This is a genomic window from Pseudomonas fluorescens, from assembly GCF_001623525.1.
Lineage (GTDB): Bacteria > Pseudomonadota > Gammaproteobacteria > Pseudomonadales > Pseudomonadaceae > Aquipseudomonas > Aquipseudomonas fluorescens_Q.
Genome location: NZ_CP015225.1, coordinates 5756215 through 5775610 on the forward strand (window position 1 = coordinate 5756215; position 19396 = coordinate 5775610).

Sequence of the window (19396 nt, forward strand, 5' to 3'; positions counted from 1 at the left end):
CTGGTTATGAGCTTGCCGCTTTTCCCGTTGAACACCGTGCTGTTCCCCGGTTGCATCCTCGATTTGCAGATTTTCGAGGCGCGTTACCTCGACATGATCGGGCGCTGCATGAAAAAGGGCGAAGGCTTCGGCGTGGTGTGCATCCTCGATGGCGAGGAAGTCGGCATCGCGCCTGAAGGCTACGCGCGGGTCGGTTGTGAGGCGCGTATCACTGATTTCTCCCAGCAGGACAATGGTCTGCTGGGCATTCGCGTGCAGGGCGGGCGGCGCTTTATCGTCCATGGCAGCAGCGTCCAGGCGGATCAACTGACGGTCGCTGAAGTCGAGTGGCTGGAAGAAGAACCGGAGCAACCGCTGCAAGAGGAAGACGCCGACCTGGTGGCGCTGCTCAAGGCCCTGGCCGAGCACCCGATGGTCGAGGCGTTGAACATGGGCACCGAAGCGACCGGTCAGCAGTCGCTGGCCAATCAACTGGCTTACCTGCTGCCGTTCAACGAATTGGACAAGATCGACCTGCTGCAACTCGATGATCCGCAACAGCGCCTGGATGCGATCCAGGCCTTGCTCGATGAACTGCAGGGCGAGCTCTTCGCCTGACTCAACTCATATTTCACTGAGTAACACTGATCCCACATGGATCTCCAGTGTTCATTGGCGCGCCGCTCAATAGGCATACCGCAACATCGCATGCGGCAAGTGCCGTAGCGCGAAGAAGCTGAACACCGCCACCAGCGCGGGCAGGATCAGCCACCAGACTTTCGGCGACATGGCCGGTAGCGGGGTCTGGCGCTGGTTCAGCCACAGGGCGGCCGCACAGATGCTGGCGGCGAGCATCGCCCCGGCGACGATGTCGCTCGGCCAATGCGCGCCCAGGTAAACCCGCGACAGGGCGATGGCCAGCGCCGGCAGGCAGCCCAGCAGCAGCCAGGTCAGGCGCAGGCGTGGCGGTTGACCACGGCCGGCCAGGACGGCGAGGGTCAGGAACAGCGCGAATGCCCCGGAGGAGTGGCCGCTGGGCATGCTGTAGCTGGTCAGCGGGTCGGTGAGGATTTCCGGGCGCACACGGGCAAAGAAGTGTTTGCTGCCCGTGTTGGCCAGGGAGGTGAGCAGCATCGTGCCCCCGGCAAAGATCGCCTGCCGCCATTGCCGTGCCAACAGCAATAACCCGGTCAACAGGCTGCAGACAATCAGCATGTAGCGGAATTCGCCGATCAGCGTGAAGGTCACGGCGATTTCATCCAGCGTCGCGCTGCGATGCTCCTGGACGAGGGCCATCAAGCCTTGGTCGAACGCCGTCAGGTAACGAAAACCGATGAACAGGCCGATCAGGATCACGAGGCCAAGGCCGGCGATCAGCGCCGTGGCATGGCGATGACGACGCAGGCTGCTGTTGACGCTCAGCCCGATCATCACCGCGATGCTGCCGATGACCACGCCGGCCTGTGGCCAGAAGCCTTCAGGCAGCGGCAGGCGAAACGCCGCCCCGGTGGCCCAGCCCGGCAGCAGGTACGCCACGGTCCAGCCCGCCGCGGCCAACACGCTGACGGCGGCGAAGCGTGGGAACGGCATGTCGCACATTCCGGCCACCATCGGCAACATGGGCCGTAGCGGGCCGATAAAACGCCCCACCAGCAGGCTGGCGATGCCGTAGCGCTGGAAATAGTTTTCCGCCGCGCTCATCCATTCCGGGTGATGCCGCAGCCCGGGCAGGCGGCGGATGTTCTGGTGGAAATGCCGGCCGAGGAAGTACGACACCAGGTCCCCGAGCAGCCCGCCAAGCAGGCCCAGCAGCAACGTCTCGCCCAAGGACAACGCGCCGCTGCCGGCCAGCACGGCGATGGCAAACAACAGCACGGTACCCGGCACGATCAGGCCGGCGATGGCCAGGCACTCCACGCAGGCGACGATGAACACCGCCACCGCCAGCCATTGCGGGTTGACGGTCAACCAGCCGGTGATGCTATCGAGCCATGGGCCCATAAATACAACTCCATTGGATATTAAGCAGCATGCTTTTTTTACTGTGGGAGCGGTGTGTTCATCCAAGCAAGAAATAATCGCGACCTTCGACCTGCCCCCGTCGCAGCGGGTTCCGGGTGCACCAGGGCGCGTAGGCGGCGTCGACGAAGCGGTAGGGTAAATGCTCGTCCCGTCCCAAGGGAATGCCCAGGCGGGTGGTCTGGATCACGTTGACCGTCGGCACGCCCACATCTTCCACCAGCAAACGCTCGGGGTCGAAGCGTTTGGCGTCCCAGTCCGGCACTTTCAGCCCCAACGCTTTGCACAGCAGGGTCTGGCCGGCACAGAGCTTTTGCGGCGTACGCGGCCGACCTTGGGCGTCGGGGTTGTTGAGCAGCATCTGCGCCAGGCTCGCCGGCCCGGAAAGGGCGTCGACCCACGGGTACGCCGATTTGATCAACACCGCATTGCCCGGGCCCTGGGCGCTGAAGTTCAGCGAATCGCCGCCCCGGGCGTAGTACATATAGATGTGGCCGCCATCCAGAAACAAAGCCTTACGCTTTTCCGTGTAGCCCAGCGAGGCGTGGCTGCCCTTTTCGGCGAAGTAATACGCCTCGGTCTCGATGATCCGCGCGCTGAGCCACAGGTCACCGACCTTGTGACGGATGACTTTGCCCAGCAGGTCCTTGGCAAGCACCTGGGCGTCGCGATCGAAAAAGGCGTGGGGCAGGGCGTTGGGCGATGGCAAATCGGTCATGGCGATAAACAGAGGGAGGCCAAAGGAAGCGCGATGATAGCAACGGAAAGCTTAATCACCGCTGAACAGTCGCTTCAACCGGCTGTTTACGCCTGTTTTGCTGCTCCGCCGGTCACCACTGTGAGTCCATGCTGTTAGTCGAGGGTTACGACAGCTATAATCTGCCGCTTTCCTCATCGCCAAGACCACACAGACCATGACTGAGTCCGTTCTTGACTACATGACCCGCCTGGGTCGCGCCGCTCGCCAAGCGTCGCGCATCATCGGCCGGGCCAGCACCGCGCAGAAAAACCGCGCCCTGCAGGCCGCCGCCAATGCGCTGGACGCTGCGCGTGCCGAGTTGTCCGCTGCCAACGAACTGGACCTGGCCGCCGGCCGGGCCAATGGTCTGGAACCGGCCATGCTCGAACGCCTGGCGCTGACCCCGGCCCGCATCGACGGCATGATCGTCGGTCTGCGTCAGGTCGCGGCCCTGCCGGACCCGGTCGGGGCGATCCGCGACATGAGCTACCGGCCATCGGGCATTCAGGTCGGCAAGATGCGCGTGCCCCTGGGTGTGGTCGGGATCATCTACGAGTCGCGGCCGAACGTGACCATCGACGCCGCCAGCCTGTGCCTGAAGTCGGGCAACGCGACCATCCTGCGTGGTGGCTCCGAGGCGATCCATTCCAACCGTGCCATTGCCGCCTGCATCCAGCGCGGCCTGGCCGAGGCCGATCTGCCGGCGGCCGTGGTGCAAGTGGTGGAAACCACTGACCGTGCCGCAGTCGGCGCATTGATCACCATGCCCGAGTTCGTCGATGTCATCGTGCCGCGTGGCGGCAAGGGCCTGATCGAGCGGGTCAGCCGTGACGCCCGTGTGCCGGTGATCAAGCACCTGGACGGCATCTGCCACGTCTACGTCAGCGCCCACGCCGAATTGCCGAAGGCCCAGCGCATCGCCTTCAACGCCAAGACCTACCGGTATGGCATCTGCGGCGCGATGGAAACCCTGTTGGTGGATCAGGCCGTGGCCAAGGACTTCCTGCCGTCGATGGCTGCCCAGTTCCGCGAAAAAGGCGTCGAGCTGCGCGGTTGCGAGCGCACCCGGGCGATCATCGAGGCCGTTGCGGCCACGGAAGAAGACTGGGACACCGAATACCTGGCGCCGATCCTGTCGATCCGTGTGGTCGACGGGCTGGACGAGGCCATCGAGCACATCAATCGCCACGGCTCGCACCACACCGACTCCATTGTCAGTGAACACCTGGGTGAAACCCGGCGCTTCGTGGCCGAAGTGGATTCTGCGTCGGTGATGATCAACACCCCGACCTGCTTCGCCGATGGCTTTGAATACGGATTGGGTGCCGAGATCGGCATTTCTACTGATAAGCTGCACGCCCGCGGCCCGGTGGGCCTCGAAGGCCTGACCTGCGAGAAGTACATCGTGGTCGGTGACGGCCAGTTGCGCGGACAGGAGCCAGTCTGACTTGGGCGATCTCGACCCGTCAGCCGCTGTGACGACGACAACTGCGCCCCGGCGCATTGGCATCCTGGGCGGCACGTTCGACCCGGTGCACATCGGCCATTTGCGCGGTGCGCTGGAAGTCGCCGACGCCCTGGCCCTCGATGAGCTACGCCTGACGCCCAGCGCCCGGCCGCCTCACCGGGATACGCCGCAGGTGTCGGCGCAGGACCGCCTGGCGATGGTCGAGTGCGCGGTGGCCGGTGTGGCGCCGTTGGTGGTGGACGCCCGCGAATTGCAGCGGGACAAACCGTCCTACACCATTGATACCCTGGAGCTGATGCGCGCCGAACTGGCCGCTGATGCCCAGGTTTTTCTGCTTCTGGGCTGGGACGCTTTTTGCGGCCTGCCCACTTGGCATCGCTGGGAAGAGTTGCTCCAGCATTGCCACATCCTGGTGTTGCAACGCCCGGATGCCGACAGCGAGCCGCCGGATGCCTTGCGCAACCTGCTGGCGGCCCGCTCGGTGAGCGACCCGCTGGCCCTGAAAGGGCCGAGCGGACAGATTGCATTCGTCTGGCAGACGCCGCTCGCGGTATCCGCCACCCAGATCCGTCAACTGCTGGCCAGCGGTAAGTCGGTACGTTTCCTGGTGCCCGACGCGGTCCTGGCCTACATCGATGCGCACGGGCTTTACCGTGCGTCGAACTGAAAAAGGTGTGCTTCAAGGCACGTGAATGCGTGTAGCGAAGCGCCCGAACATACGAGCAAAACGAGTTTTATATGACTGACAAAGACGTAAACAAAGTAAAGCGCAAAGGCACGTTCAAAAGCGCCCCGCTGCCGGTAGAGGCCCACACCGGCGTCGTACTGGCCGGTGAAGAACTGGTCAAGGTCGCCGTTGCGGCCCTGGAAGACGTCAAGGCCCAGGACATCCAGGTGATCGACGTTCGTGAAAAGCAGAGCATCACGGACTACATGATCATCGCCACCGGTACCTCCAACCGCCAGATCGGCGCGATGCTGGACAAGGTCCGCGAAGCGGTCAAGGCCCAGGGTGTCAAGCCGCTGGGTGAAGAAGGCAAGGGCGACAGCGACTGGGTACTGCTGGATATGGACGATGTCATCGTGCACATGATGACGGCCTCGGCGCGCCAGTTCTATGACCTGGAACGCCTGTGGGCCGGTGCCGAGCAGAGCCGTTCGGCCAGCGCCGCGCACCACAGCCCGGAAAACCCCCATGAGCACTTCACCAAGCTCAACAAAGACCAGCAATAAGGGACCGCTGTGCGACTGCGCCTGATCGCCGTCGGTTCTCGCATGCCCAAGTGGGTGGAAGAAGGCTGGCATGAATATGCCAAGCGTCTTCCGTCCGAGCTGGCCCTGGAACTGGTGGAAATTCCGCTCAATACCCGTGGCAAGAACGCCGACGTGGCGCGCTTCATCCGCCAAGAAGGCGAAGCCATGCTGGCCAAGGTCGGGCCGAACGAGCGCATTGTCACCCTCGAAGTCCATGGCAAGCCCTGGAGCACCGAGCAACTGGCGGTGGAGCTCGATCGCTGGCGGTTGGACGCGCGCACGGTCAATTTCATGGTCGGTGGCCCGGAAGGGCTGGCGCCGGAAGTCTGTGCCCGGGCCGATCAGCGCTGGTCCTTGTCGCCGTTGACGTTGCCACATCCGCTGGTGCGGATCCTGATCGGCGAACAGCTGTATCGTGCCTGGACAGTCCTGTCCGGGCACCCTTACCACAAGTAATCCTGCCCCATGCCCCAGCCGATCCGCATCAAGGACCACGAAAAAGACGCCCGTCTGGTGCGGGGCCGCGTCGTGTTCGGCGCTATTATGGTGGTGACGCTGATCTGTGTGCTGATTGCGCGCTTGTATTTCCTCCAGGTGATCCAGTACGAGTACCACTCGACCCTGTCGGAAAACAACCGCGTGCATGTGCAGCCGATTCCGCCGACCCGCGGGCTGATTTTCGACCGCAATGGCGTGGTGGTGGCGGATAACCGTCCCAGTTTCAGCCTGAGCATGACCCGCGAGCGCTCCGGCGACTGGCAGCACGTGCTCGACGTGATTGTCGAAGTGCTGCAACTGACGCCCGAGGACCGGGCGATCTTCGAGAAGCGCATGCGCCAGGGCCGACGTCCGTTCGAGCCGGTGCCGATCCTGTTCGAGCTGACCGAAGAGCAGATCGCCCTGATCGCCGTGAACCAGTTCCGCCTGCCCGGCGTCGAGGTGGTGGCGCAGTTGGTGCGGCATTATCCCCAGGGGCCGCACTTTGCCCACTCGGTCGGCTACATGGGACGGATCAACGAGAAAGAGCTCAAGACTCTCGATCCGGTCAATTACAGCGGCACCCACCATATCGGCAAGACTGGCATCGAGCGTTTCTACGAGCCCGAGCTGCATGGCCAGGTGGGTTACGAGGAAGTCGAAACCAACGCCCGCGGCCGCGTATTGCGGGTGCTCAAGCGCACCGACCCGATTCCCGGCAAGGACATCGTCCTGAGCCTGGACATCAAGCTGCAAGAGGCCGCCGAAGCGGCGCTGGGTGGTCGGCGTGGTGCCGTGGTGGCGCTGGACCCGAACACTGGCGAGGTGTTGGCAATGGTCAGCCAGCCGAGTTTCGACCCGAACCTGTTCGTCACCGGCATCAGCTTCAAGGCCTACGCCGAGCTGCGCGATTCCATCGATCGGCCGCTGTTCAACCGGGTGCTGCGCGGTCTCTATCCGCCGGGCTCGACCATCAAGCCGGCCGTGGCGATTGCCGGGCTGGACTCCGGCGTGGTGACCGCGTCGAGCCGGGTCTACGACCCGGGTTATTACCAACTGCCGAACTATGACCACAAGTACCGCAACTGGAACCGCACCGGCGACGGTTATGTGGACCTGGAAACGGCGATCATGCGTTCCAACGACACCTACTTCTATGACTTGGCCCACAAGCTGGGGATCGATCGGTTGTCGTCCTACATGAACAAGTTCGGTCTCGGTCAGAAAGTCTCCCTGGATATGTTCGAGGAATCCCCCGGCCTGATGCCTTCGCGCGAATGGAAGCGGGCGACCCGGCGCCAGGCCTGGTTCCCCGGCGAAACCCTGATCCTGGGGATCGGCCAGGGCTACATGCAGGCCACGCCACTGCAACTGGCCCAGGCCACGGCGCTGGTGGCGAGCAAGGGCAAGTGGTATCGCCCGCACCTGGCCAAGACCATCGAAGGCCAGAAACCGGTGGACCCGGACCCGATGCCAGACATCATCCTGCGCAACCCGTCGGACTGGCAGAAGGTCAACAACGGCATGCAGCAGGTGATGCACGGCGCCCGCGGCACCGCCCGCAAGGCGTCCATCGGTGCGCAATACCGGATTGCCGGCAAGAGCGGTACGGCCCAGGTCGTCGCCATCAAGCAGGGCGAGAAGTACGACCGCTCCAAGGTCCAGGAACGCCATCGCGACCACGCCTTGTTCGTCGGCTTCGCGCCGGCCGACAACCCGAAGATCGTCGTGTCGGTGATGGTCGAGAACGGTGAGTCGGGTTCCGGCGTCGCCGCGCCGGTGGTGCGCCAGATCATGGACGCCTGGCTGCTGGACGAGCACGGCCAGCTCAAGCCGGAATACGCAAGCCCCATCACTGCGGAGGCTACGGCCCGTGAAGAATAATTTCGACCGGATCCTCTCCAGCGAAGATGTGATGCGCCGCCGTGCCACCTTGCTGCAGCGCATGCACATCGATGGTCCGTTGCTGATCCTGCTGCTGACCCTGGCCGCAGGCAGCCTGTTCGTGCTGTATTCGGCCAGTGGCAAGAACTGGGACCTGCTGGGCAAGCAGGCCACCTCGTTCGGCATCGGCCTGGTGTCGATGGTCGTCATTGCCCAGCTCGAGCCGCGTTTCATGGCCCGCTGGGTGCCGCTGGCCTATGTGGTGGGCGTGAGCCTGCTGGTGGTGGTGGACGTGATGGGTCACAACGCCATGGGCGCCACTCGCTGGATCAACATTCCCGGGGTGATCCGCTTCCAGCCTTCGGAATTCCTCAAGATCATCATGCCGGCGACCATCGCCTGGTACCTGGCCAAGCGCACCCTGCCGCCGCAGCTCAAGCACGTGTGCATCAGCCTGTTGCTGATCGGCATCCCGTTCATCCTGATCGTGCGCCAGCCGGACCTTGGCACTTCGCTGCTGATCCTGGCCGGTGGCGCCTTCGTGCTGTTCATGGGCGGTTTGCGCTGGCGCTGGATCCTCAGCGTCGTCGCCATCGCGGTGCCGGTCTCGGTGGCCATGTGGTACTTCGTGATGCACGACTACCAGAAGCAACGAATCCTGACCTTCCTCGACCCGGAGAGCGATCCGCTGGGCACTGGCTGGAACATCATCCAGTCCAAGGCCGCCATCGGCTCCGGCGGGGTGTTCGGCAAGGGCTGGCTGATGGGCACCCAGTCGCACCTGGACTTTTTGCCGGAAAGCCACACCGACTTCATCATCGCCGTACTGGGCGAGGAGTTCGGCCTGGTAGGCATCTGCGTGCTGCTGTTGATCTATTTGCTGTTGATCGGCCGGGGGCTGGTGATCACCGCCCAGGCCCAGACGTTGTTCGGCAAGTTGCTGGCGGGCAGCCTGACCATGACGTTTTTTGTTTATGTTTTCGTCAACATCGGTATGGTCAGTGGCCTGTTGCCGGTCGTGGGGGTGCCGTTGCCATTCATTAGCTACGGAGGAACTTCGCTGGTGACACTACTGTCAGCGTTTGGGGTCTTGATGTCGATTCATACGCATCGCAAGTGGATCGCGCAGGTTTGAATAAGGTGAAGAGTTCAATGCAAGCAATGCGTGGCTGGTCGACGCGATATGCGCCGTGGATCGGCCTGGTCGGTTTCCTGGGCGGTGCGCCGCATGCCCAGGCAGGCGAATACGAAGGTTCGCCGCAGGTGGCCGAATTCGTCGGTGAGATGACCCGCGACTACGGTTTTGCCGGTGAGCAACTGATGGGGGTATTTCGCGAGGCCGAGCGCAAGCAGTCGATCCTTGACGCCATCTCCCGGCCCGCCGAGCGGGTCAAGCAGTGGAGCGAGTACCGGCCGATGTTCATCACCGAGGCGCGTATCGCCCGGGGCGTGGACTTCTGGCGCCAGCACGAGGCGGCCCTGGCCCGTGCCGAGCAGGAATACGGCGTACCGGCCCAGTTCATTGTGGCTATCATTGGCGTCGAGACGTTCTTTGGCCGTAACACCGGGAATTTCAGGGTGATCGACGCGCTGTCGACCCTGGGCTTCGATTACCCGCCGCGCGCCGAATTCTTTCGCAAGGAGCTGCGCGAGTTCTTGCTGCTGGCCCGCGAAGAGCAGGTTGATCCGCTGACCCTCAAGGGTTCTTATGCCGGAGCCATGGGCCTGCCGCAATTCATGCCCAGCAGTTTTCGGGCTTACGCGGTGGACTTCGACGACGACGGCCACATCAATATCTGGACCAACCCGACCGATGCCATCGGCAGTGTTGCCAGCTATTTCAAGCGCCACGGCTGGGAAGCCGGCCAGCCGGTGGTCAGCCGTGCCGACGTGCGTGGCGAGCAGGTGGACGAGGGCCTGACCGAGGGCATCGAGCCGACGAAAACCGTCGGGGAGTTGCGGGCGTTGGGCTGGTCGAGTCATGATGCGCTGCGTGACGACATGCCGGTCACCGCGATACGCCTGGAAGGCGAACAAGGCCCCGAATACTGGATGGGTCTGAAGAATTTCTACGCGATTACGCGTTATAACCGCAGCGTGATGTACGCCATGGCCGTATATCAACTGTCTGAAGAGCTGGTCAAAGCACGGGGCGTCAAATAATGCGGGCATTGCCTACCTATCTACCCCTGAAAGCCAAACCCCTCAAGCTCGTGGCGTTGGCCGCGCTGTCGCTGTTGGTCGTCAGTTGTTCGACCAGCCGCGCGCCGGCCCAGAAGAACTCCACCGCCGTGCGCGCGACGCCCGGCCTGGACATCAACCGGGCCCACAAGGACGGCGCGCCGTGGTGGGATGTGGATGTCTCGCGCATTCCCGACGCCACGCCGACCCTGCACACGGGCCCCTACAAGGCCAACCCGTACACGGTGTTGGGCAAGACCTATTTCCCGCTGTCCGACTCCAAGCGCTACGTGGCCTCGGGCACGGCGTCCTGGTATGGCACCAAGTTCCACGGCCAGAACACCGCCAACGGCGAGGTGTATGACCTGTACGGCATGAGCGCGGCCCACAAGACCTTGCCGCTGCCCAGCTATGTGCGGGTGACCAACCTGGACAACAACAAGAGCGTGATCCTGCGGGTCAATGACCGTGGGCCGTTCTATTCCGACCGCATCATCGACTTGTCGTATGCGGCGGCGAAAAAACTCGGTTACGCTGAAATCGGCACCGCCCGGGTCAAGGTTGAAGGTATCGACCCGCAGGAATGGTGGGCCCAACGCGGCCGTCCGGCGCCTTTGATGCTCAACGAGCCGAAAGTGGCGCAAAATGCCGCGCCGACCGTGACGGCGTCCACCGGCACGGTCGAGCAGTGGACGCCACCGCCGCAGCAGCACGCGGCGGCCGTAGTGCCCGTTCAGCTCGACGCAAAAAAAAACGCTTCTGCAACAGCGTCTGGCCAGTTTCTGCAAGTGGGCGCGTTCGCCAACCCGGACGCTGCCGAGCTGCTGAGGTCGAAGCTCAGCTCGATGGTGAGCGCCCCGGTGTTCATCAGCTCGATCGTGCGCAACCAGCAGACACTGCATCGGGTGCGCCTGGGGCCGATCGGTTCTCCGGGTGAAGTCCAGCAAGTGCAGAACAGTGTGCGCCTGGCCAATCTCGGTTCGCCGAGCCTGGTCACCGCCGAGTAATTGATTGAGGCCCGCTCGCGGTTGGAGCGGGTCAGGTTGTTGGCTCCATGAATAACAAAAGCCCGGCAAGGGTTGTGAGTGAGCAACTTAAATGCGCGGCGACCCGTTAGAAGGTTGCCTGTTTCAGTTTTGCCTTCGGGCAGTCCCATTAGCGATTTCGAGAGACGGATGAACATCACCACCTTTGCCAAACGCCTTTGCCTGCTAGTCCCGCTGCTTCTCTCCCCAGCCGCGTTCGCGGTGGAGATGATGCCTGCGCCTCCTCAATTGGCCGCCAAATCCTTCGTGCTCATGGATGCCAGCAGCGGCGAGGTCCTGGTAGAGAACAACGGTGACCAGCGCCTGCCACCGGCCAGCCTGACCAAGCTGATGACCGCCTACATCGCCACCCTGGAAATCCGTCGTGGCCAGATCGGTGAAAACGATCCGGTGACCGTCAGCGAAAACGCCTGGCGTACCGGCGGTTCGCGGATGTTCATCAAGGTCGGTTCGCAAGTGACCGTCAGCGACCTGCTGCACGGCATCATCATCCAGTCCGGCAACGACGCCAGCGTTGCCCTGGCCGAGCACATCGCCGGCAGCGAAGATGCGTTCGCCGACATGATGAACAAGACCGTGGCCGACCTGGGCATGACCAACAGCCACTTCATGAACCCTACCGGTCTGCCGAACCCTGAGCACTACTCGTCGGCTCACGACATGGCGCTGTTGGCACGGGCGATCATTCATGAAGACCCGGCGCACTACGCCATCTACTCCCAGAAGGAATTCTTCTGGAACGGCATCAAGCAGCCTAACCGCAACCTGCTGCTGTGGCGCGACAAGACCGTCGATGGCCTGAAGACCGGCCACACCGACGAGGCTGGCTACTGCATGGTGTCTTCGGCTGTCCGTGACGGCATGCGCCTGATCGCCGTCGTCTTCGGCACCAGCAGCGAAGTGGCCCGTGCCGCTGAAACCCAGAAGCTGCTGACCTACGGTTTCCGTTTCTTCGAAACCCAGACCTTCTACCAGAAGGGCACCGAACTGGCCCAGGCCCAGGTCTGGAAAGGCACCACCAATCAGGTGAAGGCCGGCCTGGCCCAAGACCTGACCATGACCTTGCCTAAAGGCCAGCTCAAGAAGCTCGCTGCCAGCATGACCATGAACCCGCAACTGACCGCTCCCATCGCCAAGGGCGACGTGATCGGTAAAGTCGAAGTCAAACTGGACGACAAAGTGGTGCACAGCGCCGACCTGATCGCTCTGGACGCGGTCGAGGAAGGTGGTATCTTCCGCCGCATGTGGGATAGCATCCGTCTATTCTTCTACGGCTTGTTCAACTGATTGAAGTGTTGACCTGCATGGCCTCGTTCCCATTCGGAGCGGGGCCATGTGCGTTACCACGGCTTACGAGGCCGTTACCCCATGACAGACTCTGAAGTAAAAGCGCCGAAGATCGAATTCCCCTGCGCGGATTATCCGATCAAGGTCATCGGCGACACCGGCGTGGGTTTCAAGGACCGGATCATTGCGATCCTTGAAAAACATGCCACCGTTGACCACAAGACCCTGGCCGAGCGCCAGAGTACCAACGGCAAGTACACGACGATCCAGTTGCACATCATTGCCACCGGCCAGGAACAGCTCTACGACATCAACAGCGAGCTGCGTGCGACCGGTTTCGTGCACATGGTGTTGTGATGCCGGGCACGCTGGGCTTTCGCGAGCTGGGCACGATGGCTTACGAGCCGGTCTGGCATGCCATGCAACGCTTCACGAACGAACGCGGCACTACCGTCGACGATGAAGTCTGGCTGGTGGAACACCCGCCGGTGTTCACCCAGGGCCAGGCCGGCAAGGCCGAGCACCTGCTGCTGCCGGGGGATATCCCGGTGGTGAAGGTCGACCGGGGCGGGCAGGTGACCTACCATGGTCCTGGCCAATTGGTCGCCTACCTGTTGCTGGATGTGCGCAAGCTGGGGTTTGGCGTGCGCGAGCTGGTCACCCGCATGGAGACATGCCTGATCGAGCTGCTGGCCAGCTACGGTGTGACGGCGGCGGCCAAGCCGGATGCGCCGGGTGTCTATGTCGACGGGGCGAAGATCGCCTCCTTGGGATTGCGAATCCGCCATGGCTGTTCGTTTCATGGCCTGGCGCTGAACGTGGACATGGACCTTGAGCCATTTCGACGGATTAATCCCTGTGGCTACGCGGGACTGGCGATGACCCAGTTGAGCGAGCATGCAGGATCGATTGAATTTGCCGAGGTAAGTGCCCGGCTGCGCGCGCAGCTCGTCAAACACCTCGACTATGCTGAGCAGACGACCCTCACGGGCGGAATCGACTGATATGACTACTGATGCAGTGCAAACCATTATCCCGACGCAGGACGTCACCGAGCGTCCGGCCCCACGTGCCAAGGTAGAGGCCGGCGTCAAGCTGCGCGGCGCCGAGAAGGTTGCACGCATCCCGGTCAAGATCATTCCGACCACCGAATTGCCAAAGAAACCTGACTGGATCCGCGTGCGCATCCCGGTGTCCCCGGAAGTCGACCGAATCAAGGCCCTGCTGCGCAAGCACAAGCTGCACAGCGTCTGCGAAGAAGCCTCCTGCCCGAACCTGGGCGAGTGCTTCTCCGGCGGCACTGCCACATTCATGATCATGGGCGACATCTGCACCCGTCGCTGCCCATTCTGTGACGTTGGTCACGGCCGTCCGAAGCCATTGGACACCAACGAGCCGGAAAGCCTGGCCATCGCCATCGCCGACCTGAAGCTCAAGTACGTGGTCATCACCTCGGTGGACCGTGACGACCTGCGTGACGGCGGTGCCCAGCACTTTGCCGACTGCATCCGCGAGATCCGCAAGCTGTCGCCGAACGTACAGTTGGAAACCCTGGTGCCCGATTACCGTGGCCGCATGGACATCGCCCTGGAAATCACCGCCGCCGAGCCACCGGATGTGTTCAACCACAACCTGGAAACCGTACCGCGCCTGTACAAGGCCGCGCGTCCGGGGTCGGATTACCAGTGGTCGTTGACCTTGCTGCAACGCTTCAAGCAGATGATGCCGCACATTCCGACCAAGTCCGGCTTGATGCTGGGCCTGGGTGAGACGGATGAGGAAGTTATCGAGGTCATGAAGCGCATGCGTGAGCATGACATCGATATGTTGACCTTGGGGCAGTACTTGCAGCCTTCGCGTAGCCACCTGCCGGTGCAGCGTTTTGTGCATCCGGATACCTTTGCCTGGTTTGCTGAGGAAGGGTACAAGATGGGCTTCAAGAACGTGGCTTCGGGGCCGTTGGTGCGGTCTTCGTATCATGCGGATGAGCAGGCTAAGTTGGTCAAGGCTGAGCTTCTGGGTTCCTGATCGAGCGTTTGGGTGGTGTGTATATCCGTTTCTTCGGTAACGGCTACTTAGGGTTCCGCTCTTACAGCGGGTCACTTTTGAAGAGCGCAAAAGTAACCAAAACGCTCTTGCCCCACCACTCGGCACCTCGCTTAGGCTCGGTGTGCCCTCACTCCGGCATTGCTCCGTGGGCCGCCGCGAAGGGCCATCCATGGCCCAGCGCGGCTACCTCGGCATCCATGCCGAGGTGCCCACTGCGCAATACCTGCGTTCGGCCATCGTGGTTAACGGGGCGCCCCAGATCAAAAGCTGCGCGAGGCGGCCTTATAGCCGGCCTGGCTTAGAGTGAACGCGTTTCTTCTGTGGGAGCGGGCTTGCTCGGGAAAGCGGAGGATAGGTTTGTGGTGATGTTGGCTGTGCCGATGCATCGCGAGCAAGGTTTTGTGTCGTGTGCAGATGCTGTGATCACCCGCTCCCACAGGTTTTTGCACCTACCCAGATATTGCGAACACCGCAAAGCCCTGTGGGAGCGTAATGCTGTTCACTTAAGAAAAATGATGGACCTGTGGCGAGGGAGCTTGCTCCCGCTCGGCTGCGAAGCAGTCGTAAACCGGCGGGTGCGGTGTGTCTGATGCTCCGTATTTGGCAGGTTTTGGGGCCGCTTCGCGGCCCAGCGGGAGCAAGCTTCCTCGCCACGGGTTTGTCGACTGCCCTAAGTGAATGCCCCGCTTTTGCTTTGCTTTGCTTTGCTTTGCTTTGCTTTGCTTTGCTTTGCTTTGGATCTTGATCTTGATCTTGATCTTGATCTAGGCGCCCCGTTAAACCACGCTGGCCGAACGCAGGCATTGCGCAGTGGGCATCCCGGCATGGATGCCGGGATAGCCGCGCTGGGCCATGGATGGCCCTTCGCGGCGGCCCACGGAGCAATGCCTGCGTTCGGGCATGCCGAGCCTAGGCGAGGCACCGAGTGGTGGGGCAAGAGCGTTTTGCTTACTTTTGCGCTTTTCAAAAGTGAGCCGCCGTAAGGGCGGAACCATAAGTAGCCGTTACACAAAAAACGGATATACACACTAGGCAGGCCAAACCGGGAAACCCATGGAACCCTCCTACACCCTAAGCCCACACCAGCCCGTCCCAGCTCTCCCACCCAAGGGCCTGATCGCCGTGATCGCCCCCGCCGGTCCCGCCCCCCTGGACACGGACAAAGCCATCCAATGGATGCGCGCCCGAGGTCATGAGCTGCGGATCTTCCCAGGCGTCTACGAAAAGAACGACTACCTGGCCGGCAGCGACGAAGTACGACTCAACGACCTGCACACCGCCTTCGCCGACCCAGAAGTAACCGCGATCATCTGCCTACGCGGCGGCTACGGCACGCCCCGGCTACTGGACCGCATCGACTTCGACCTCCTGCGCCGCAACCCCAAACCATTCGTAGGCTACAGCGACATCACCGCCCTGCACCTGGCCATCAGCCGCTACGCAGGCTTCGTGACCTTCCACGGCCCGCTGCTCAACGCCGATCTGCTGGGCGACAAGGAACCCCCAACCGTCACCTCATTTTTCAGCCTGCTGCGTGGCCAGTTGAAGGCCGGCAGCGTGCTAAGCCATCCGGCAACGTATCCATTGACCACCGTTGAACCGGGCATCGCCCACGGACGTCTGCTGGGCGGCAACCTGTCGATGATTGCCGCGACCATGGGCACGCCTTTTCAGATCGACGCCGAAGGGGTGATCCTGTTCATCGAAGACGTCAACGAGCCGCTGTACCGCATCGACCGATTGCTGACTCAACTGCGGTTGGCCGGCACGTTGCACCAGCTACGCGGCGTTTTGGTGGGAGATGTGGCCGGGGTCGACGTCGAGGCGTTGAACCGCTTGCTCAAGCAGACCTTCGAGCCGTTGCGTATCCCGGTGCTGTCCGGCTGGCGCAGCGGGCACTGCGATCCGAATCTGACCTTGCCCATGGGGGCCTTGGTGACGCTCGATGCGGAGGAGAAGAGGTTGGTGCTGGAGCAGGATGTGGTGGTCAGTCGCTAGTCATGTAGCGCCTGGGAGTCAGCCATCGCGAGCAAGCTCGCTCCCACAGGTTGATTGAGAACACCTGTGGGAGCGAGCTTGCTCGCGATAGCGGCAGTCGCCATAAGGCGAATCAGCGGCTACGCAACGCCTCCAGCAACTGCTGCGTCGGATACCCATCCGCCGGCCAGCCGAACGACTGCTGGGCACTGCGGATGGCCTTGCGGGTGTTGGCGCCGATGATGCCGTCGGGGTTGCCCGCGTCGTAGTTGTGCTTGCTCAGCAGTGTCTGCAATTCGATGCGTTCGCTGCGGCTCAGGGGCAGGTCCTCCTTGGGCCACTGGCCATAGACCAGTCCGCCGTCGGTAAAGCGCTTTGACAATAACCCGACCGCCAAGGCATAGGACGACGAGTTGTTGTACTTGAGGATGGCGCGGAAGTTATCGAAGATCAGGAACGCCGGGCCGCGATGGCCGGCCGGCAGGAGCAGAGACGCCGAGAGCTGTTTGTCATCCGGGGTTATTGGCAGGCCGCCATATTCTGAAACCCCCAGTCGCTCCCATTCAGCAACAGGCTTGCGGATCGTGCCATCGGCCAGGGTGTAGTCGAAGCCCTCTGGGAGATCGACCTCGAACCCCCATGGCTGGCCACGCTGCCAGCCGGAGCTTTGCAGGTAATGGGCGGTCGAGGCCAGGGCGTCGGTGGAGCTGCCCCAGATGTCGCGGCGACCGTCGCCGTCGAAATCCACTGCATGGGTGTTGTACGTGGTGGGAATGAACTGGGTCTGGCCCATGGCGCCGGCCCAGGAACCGAGCATTTTTTCCGGTGTGATATCGCCCTGTTGCAGGATTTGCAGCGCGGCGATCAGTTGCGCATGGGCAAAACCCGGGCGCCGTCCTTCGTAGGCCAAGGTCGCCAGGGAATTGATCACCGACTTGCTACCCTGGAACTGGCCGAAGTTGCTCTCCATGCCCCACACCGCCACCAGCGCCTCGCGATCAACGCCATAACGCTGCTCGATACTTTGCAGGACCTGGGCGTTCTGCTGGATCAGGCTCTTGCCTTTGTTGACCCGCAGTGGCGATAGCGCGCCATCGAGGTATTCCCACACGGGACGGGTGAATTCCGGCTGGCTGCGATCGGCCTTGATCACGCTCATGTCCGGGCTGACGCCGACAAACGCACGATCGAACAGGTCGCCACGGATACCGGCGGCCAGTGCCTCCTTGCGAAACCCTGCCTGCCATTGCGCGAAGGTCTGGGTGGGCGCAATGGCCAGGTCTTCACCGGTCGGCACCAGGGGCGGGACGATGGCCGGAGCGGTCACGGCGGGGGCTGTCTGGAGCGGTTGGGCGTCGGCGGCAGTAGGTTTTTCGGCGCAGGCGACAAGCAGGGCAACGCTGGCGGCAATAATCATCTGGCGCAGTGGCCAACGATGGGAAAGACAGAAGGGCATGCACGGGTCCAGAAATACAAATCAGGTGCTGACCTTATCATGCGAAAGGGGTGTAGGGCTTGTCCGGGTGTTTCAAGCTGCCACAAAGCAAGAAGCCTCCCAGTTGTCAGACTGGAAGGCTTCGCGGCGGTAGCTGCCTTTGCCCTTGGCGGGTCGTTCCTGGCGGCTGCGGAACAGGGGCTGGGCGACGATGGATTTGGCCTTGTTGGGGCCATGCCTGGATGGCTTTTTGCTCATGATGGTGTCTCTCGTGGGATGGGGTTTGCGGTGCAAATCATGGTGCAGAGTTGGCGGGCTGTCCAGTCCCTGCATTGTGCAGGGAGTGTCGTTCGGACGGACACACATGGTGTAGCGAGAGATTATCTGTGGCGAGGGGATTTATCCCCGCTGGGGCGCGAAGCGTCCCCCTTCATACTGCCTGACACTGCGCAGTGCCGGGTTTTAGGGCTGCTTCGCAGCCCAGCGGGGATAAATCCCCTCGCCACAGATATGCAGTGTGCTCTTGCTGTGTGTTTACTCGGCAGGCAACGCCAGTCGTTGACCGGCCATCAACAGCGACAAGCGACTGAGGCTCATCCACGGTGAGCCGGCGGCCTGGCCCTTGATCTGCGCGTCGATGCGCTGGGCTTCGAGGAGCAATTGCGCCCAGCGCGATGCGGAATAGCGTTGCAGGGCCTTGCTCATCAGCGGTTTGCGCTTGTCCCAGACGGGTGGTCGGGCCTGGCTGAAGGCTTTGTCCAGTGGGACGCCCTGGCTGTATTGCAGGGACAGGTTGGCCAGCAGGCGTAATTCCCGGGCCAGGGCCCAGAGGATCACCGGTGGCTCGACGCCTTCGCCCCGCAGGCCTTCGAGCATGCGCAGGGCATGGGCGGCCTCACCGTTGAGGATCGCATCGGTCAGCCCGAAGACATCGAAGCGCGCACTGTCGGCCACGGCAGCCTGCACCGTTTCCACGGTGATCTGCCCGCCTTCGGCCATCAGCTTGAGCTTTTCGATTTCCTGGGCGGCGGCCAGCAGGTTGCCTTCGACCCGGGCGGCGATCAGTTCCACCGCGTCCTGGCTGGCCGAGAGGCCGGCCTGGGACAGGCGCTGGCGGATCCAACTGGGCAACTGGCTGACATCCACCGGCCAGATCTGCACGAACTGGGTCTGCGGGCCTTCGACCAGGGCCTTGCCCCATTTGGTCTTTTGCGCGCTGCCGTCGAGTTTCGGCAAGCTGATGAGCAGCACGGTGTCCTCGGCCGGGCGAGAGCAATATTCGATCAGCGCAGCGGCGCCTTTGTCACCGGGTTTGCCAGACGGCAAACGCAGCTCCAGCAGGCGTTTTTCGGCGAACAACGACATGCTCGCCCCGGCCTGCAGCAGCGTGCCCCAGTCGAAACTGGCGTCGGCGGCAAATACCTGGCGCTCGTCGAAACCCTGCTGGCGTGCAGCAGATCGGATGGCGTCGGCGGCTTCCTGGCACAGCAGCGGGTCATCGCCACTGATGATGTAGACCGGCGCGAGGGCGCCTTGCAGGTGTTTGCCGAGTTGGGCGGGAGCGAGCTTCATAAGAGAAGGCGAGCGGGGCGCCGGAACGC

The 19396-nt window shown here is 62.6% G+C and carries 20 protein-coding genes; 14 read left to right on the plus strand and 6 right to left on the minus strand.

Features of this window, described 5'->3' with window-relative positions; all coding sequences use genetic code 11:
• Positions 1-6: 6 nt before the first annotated feature.
• A complete protein-coding gene (locus TK06_RS24910; protein WP_014340384.1) occupies positions 7-597 on the plus strand; it encodes an LON peptidase substrate-binding domain-containing protein in 591 nt (196 codons plus the stop codon).
• A 66-nt stretch (positions 598-663) separates the two neighbouring features.
• On the opposite strand, the gene TK06_RS24915 is transcribed toward TK06_RS24910, so the two are convergent.
• Together TK06_RS24915 and TK06_RS24920 are read right to left on the minus strand one after the other, a co-directional pair.
• Positions 664-1980, minus strand: a complete 1317-nt coding sequence (locus TK06_RS24915) for a bifunctional DedA family/phosphatase PAP2 family protein (RefSeq protein ID WP_063324223.1) — start codon at positions 1978-1980, stop codon at positions 664-666.
• Positions 1981-2038: 58 nt separating this feature from the next.
• Entirely contained in the window at positions 2039-2716 is a 678-nt protein-coding gene (locus tag TK06_RS24920; RefSeq protein ID WP_063324224.1) for a DNA-3-methyladenine glycosylase, read from the minus strand.
• A gap of 196 nt (positions 2717-2912) precedes the next feature.
• Here TK06_RS24920 and TK06_RS24925 point away from each other — a divergent pair, with 196 nt between their 5' ends.
• The 12 genes from TK06_RS24925 to lipA all read left to right on the plus strand — a co-directional run bounded on the left by TK06_RS24925 (position 2913) and on the right by lipA (position 14362).
• Positions 2913-4184: a glutamate-5-semialdehyde dehydrogenase gene (locus TK06_RS24925; RefSeq protein ID WP_063324225.1), complete on the plus strand. Its 1272-nt coding sequence runs from the start codon at positions 2913-2915 to the stop codon at positions 4182-4184.
• Between the two features lies 1 nt (position 4185).
• Complete coding sequence (gene nadD / locus TK06_RS24930) at positions 4186-4872, plus strand: nicotinate-nucleotide adenylyltransferase (protein ID WP_063324226.1); 687 nt, start codon at positions 4186-4188, stop codon at positions 4870-4872.
• A gap of 71 nt (positions 4873-4943) precedes the next feature.
• On the plus strand, positions 4944-5438 hold the full coding sequence (gene rsfS, locus TK06_RS24935) for a ribosome silencing factor (protein WP_003205895.1): 495 nt from the start codon (positions 4944-4946) through the stop codon (positions 5436-5438).
• A 9-nt stretch (positions 5439-5447) separates the two neighbouring features.
• Entirely contained in the window at positions 5448-5915 is a 468-nt protein-coding gene (gene rlmH / locus TK06_RS24940) for a 23S rRNA (pseudouridine(1915)-N(3))-methyltransferase RlmH (RefSeq protein ID WP_047229490.1), read from the plus strand.
• A 9-nt stretch (positions 5916-5924) separates the two neighbouring features.
• Entirely contained in the window at positions 5925-7820 is a 1896-nt protein-coding gene (gene mrdA, locus TK06_RS24945) for a penicillin-binding protein 2 (protein WP_063324227.1), read from the plus strand.
• A 31-nt stretch (positions 7821-7851) separates the two neighbouring features.
• Entirely contained in the window at positions 7852-8955 is a 1104-nt protein-coding gene (rodA, locus tag TK06_RS24950) for a rod shape-determining protein RodA (protein ID WP_063325216.1), read from the plus strand.
• A 17-nt stretch (positions 8956-8972) separates the two neighbouring features.
• The gene (mltB, locus tag TK06_RS24955; RefSeq protein WP_063324228.1) at positions 8973-9983 is read left to right on the plus strand and encodes a lytic murein transglycosylase B; all 1011 of its coding nucleotides are present in this window, start codon (positions 8973-8975) and stop codon (positions 9981-9983) included.
• Positions 9983-11008 carry a septal ring lytic transglycosylase RlpA family protein gene (locus tag TK06_RS24960; protein ID WP_063324229.1) on the plus strand — a complete coding sequence of 342 codons (1026 nt, stop codon included), beginning with the start codon at positions 9983-9985 and terminating at the stop codon, positions 11006-11008. The genes mltB and TK06_RS24960 overlap by 1 nt, the downstream gene beginning before the upstream one ends.
• A 168-nt stretch (positions 11009-11176) precedes the next feature.
• Entirely contained in the window at positions 11177-12334 is a 1158-nt protein-coding gene (locus TK06_RS24965) for a D-alanyl-D-alanine carboxypeptidase family protein (RefSeq protein ID WP_063324230.1), read from the plus strand.
• A gap of 81 nt (positions 12335-12415) precedes the next feature.
• Positions 12416-12691: a DUF493 domain-containing protein gene (locus TK06_RS24970; RefSeq protein ID WP_003185772.1), complete on the plus strand. Its 276-nt coding sequence runs from the start codon at positions 12416-12418 to the stop codon at positions 12689-12691.
• On the plus strand, positions 12691-13338 hold the full coding sequence (gene lipB, locus TK06_RS24975; protein WP_063324231.1) for a lipoyl(octanoyl) transferase LipB: 648 nt from the start codon (positions 12691-12693) through the stop codon (positions 13336-13338). Before TK06_RS24970 ends, lipB begins: the two co-directional genes overlap by 1 nt.
• 1 nt (position 13339) lies before the next feature.
• Positions 13340-14362, plus strand: a complete 1023-nt coding sequence (lipA, locus tag TK06_RS24980) for a lipoyl synthase (protein ID WP_003205886.1) — start codon at positions 13340-13342, stop codon at positions 14360-14362.
• A 797-nt stretch (positions 14363-15159) separates the two neighbouring features.
• On the opposite strand, the gene TK06_RS33235 is transcribed toward lipA, so the two are convergent.
• Positions 15160-15285: a hypothetical protein gene (locus TK06_RS33235; protein ID WP_256572709.1), complete on the minus strand. Its 126-nt coding sequence runs from the start codon at positions 15283-15285 to the stop codon at positions 15160-15162.
• Between the two features lie 151 nt (positions 15286-15436).
• Between TK06_RS33235 and TK06_RS24985 the strand changes: the two genes are divergently transcribed.
• Positions 15437-16381 (plus strand): S66 peptidase family protein, encoded by a 945-nt coding sequence (locus TK06_RS24985; protein WP_063324232.1) that lies wholly within the window; start codon positions 15437-15439, stop codon positions 16379-16381.
• A gap of 112 nt (positions 16382-16493) precedes the next feature.
• Here the strand turns inward: TK06_RS24985 and TK06_RS24990 are convergent, their stop codons facing one another.
• The 3 genes from TK06_RS24990 to holA form a co-directional block, all read right to left on the minus strand.
• A complete protein-coding gene (locus TK06_RS24990; RefSeq protein WP_063324233.1) occupies positions 16494-17816 on the minus strand; it encodes a lytic murein transglycosylase in 1323 nt (440 codons plus the stop codon).
• A 72-nt stretch (positions 17817-17888) separates the two neighbouring features.
• Positions 17889-18053: an alternative ribosome rescue factor ArfA gene (arfA, locus tag TK06_RS24995; protein ID WP_063324234.1), complete on the minus strand. Its 165-nt coding sequence runs from the start codon at positions 18051-18053 to the stop codon at positions 17889-17891.
• Between the two features lie 276 nt (positions 18054-18329).
• Positions 18330-19367: a DNA polymerase III subunit delta gene (gene holA / locus TK06_RS25000; RefSeq protein WP_063324235.1), complete on the minus strand. Its 1038-nt coding sequence runs from the start codon at positions 19365-19367 to the stop codon at positions 18330-18332.
• Positions 19368-19396 lie beyond the last annotated feature (29 nt).

What these genes read in the sequence shown, in the direction of transcription:
- TK06_RS24910 (WP_014340384.1), top strand. Translation starts at nt 7, where the DNA reads ATGAGCTTGCCGCTTTTCCCGTTGAACACCGTGCTGTTCCCCGGTTGC.
- TK06_RS24915 (WP_063324223.1), bottom strand. Translation starts at nt 1,980, where the DNA reads ATGGGCCCATGGCTCGATAGCATCACCGGCTGGTTGACCGTCAACCCG.
- TK06_RS24920 (WP_063324224.1), bottom strand. Translation starts at nt 2,716, where the DNA reads ATGACCGATTTGCCATCGCCCAACGCCCTGCCCCACGCCTTTTTCGAT.
- TK06_RS24925 (WP_063324225.1), top strand. Translation starts at nt 2,913, where the DNA reads ATGACTGAGTCCGTTCTTGACTACATGACCCGCCTGGGTCGCGCCGCT.
- rsfS (WP_003205895.1), top strand. Translation starts at nt 4,944, where the DNA reads ATGACTGACAAAGACGTAAACAAAGTAAAGCGCAAAGGCACGTTCAAA.
- mrdA (WP_063324227.1), top strand. Translation starts at nt 5,925, where the DNA reads ATGCCCCAGCCGATCCGCATCAAGGACCACGAAAAAGACGCCCGTCTG.
- rodA (WP_063325216.1), top strand. Translation starts at nt 7,852, where the DNA reads ATGCGCCGCCGTGCCACCTTGCTGCAGCGCATGCACATCGATGGTCCG.
- mltB (WP_063324228.1), top strand. Translation starts at nt 8,973, where the DNA reads ATGCAAGCAATGCGTGGCTGGTCGACGCGATATGCGCCGTGGATCGGC.
- TK06_RS24960 (WP_063324229.1), top strand. Translation starts at nt 9,983, where the DNA reads ATGCGGGCATTGCCTACCTATCTACCCCTGAAAGCCAAACCCCTCAAG.
- TK06_RS24965 (WP_063324230.1), top strand. Translation starts at nt 11,177, where the DNA reads ATGAACATCACCACCTTTGCCAAACGCCTTTGCCTGCTAGTCCCGCTG.
- TK06_RS24970 (WP_003185772.1), top strand. Translation starts at nt 12,416, where the DNA reads ATGACAGACTCTGAAGTAAAAGCGCCGAAGATCGAATTCCCCTGCGCG.
- lipB (WP_063324231.1), top strand. Translation starts at nt 12,691, where the DNA reads ATGCCGGGCACGCTGGGCTTTCGCGAGCTGGGCACGATGGCTTACGAG.
- lipA (WP_003205886.1), top strand. Translation starts at nt 13,340, where the DNA reads ATGACTACTGATGCAGTGCAAACCATTATCCCGACGCAGGACGTCACC.
- TK06_RS33235 (WP_256572709.1), bottom strand. Translation starts at nt 15,285, where the DNA reads ATGCCCGAACGCAGGCATTGCTCCGTGGGCCGCCGCGAAGGGCCATCC.
- TK06_RS24985 (WP_063324232.1), top strand. Translation starts at nt 15,437, where the DNA reads ATGGAACCCTCCTACACCCTAAGCCCACACCAGCCCGTCCCAGCTCTC.
- TK06_RS24990 (WP_063324233.1), bottom strand. Translation starts at nt 17,816, where the DNA reads ATGCCCTTCTGTCTTTCCCATCGTTGGCCACTGCGCCAGATGATTATT.
- arfA (WP_063324234.1), bottom strand. Translation starts at nt 18,053, where the DNA reads ATGAGCAAAAAGCCATCCAGGCATGGCCCCAACAAGGCCAAATCCATC.
- holA (WP_063324235.1), bottom strand. Translation starts at nt 19,367, where the DNA reads ATGAAGCTCGCTCCCGCCCAACTCGGCAAACACCTGCAAGGCGCCCTC.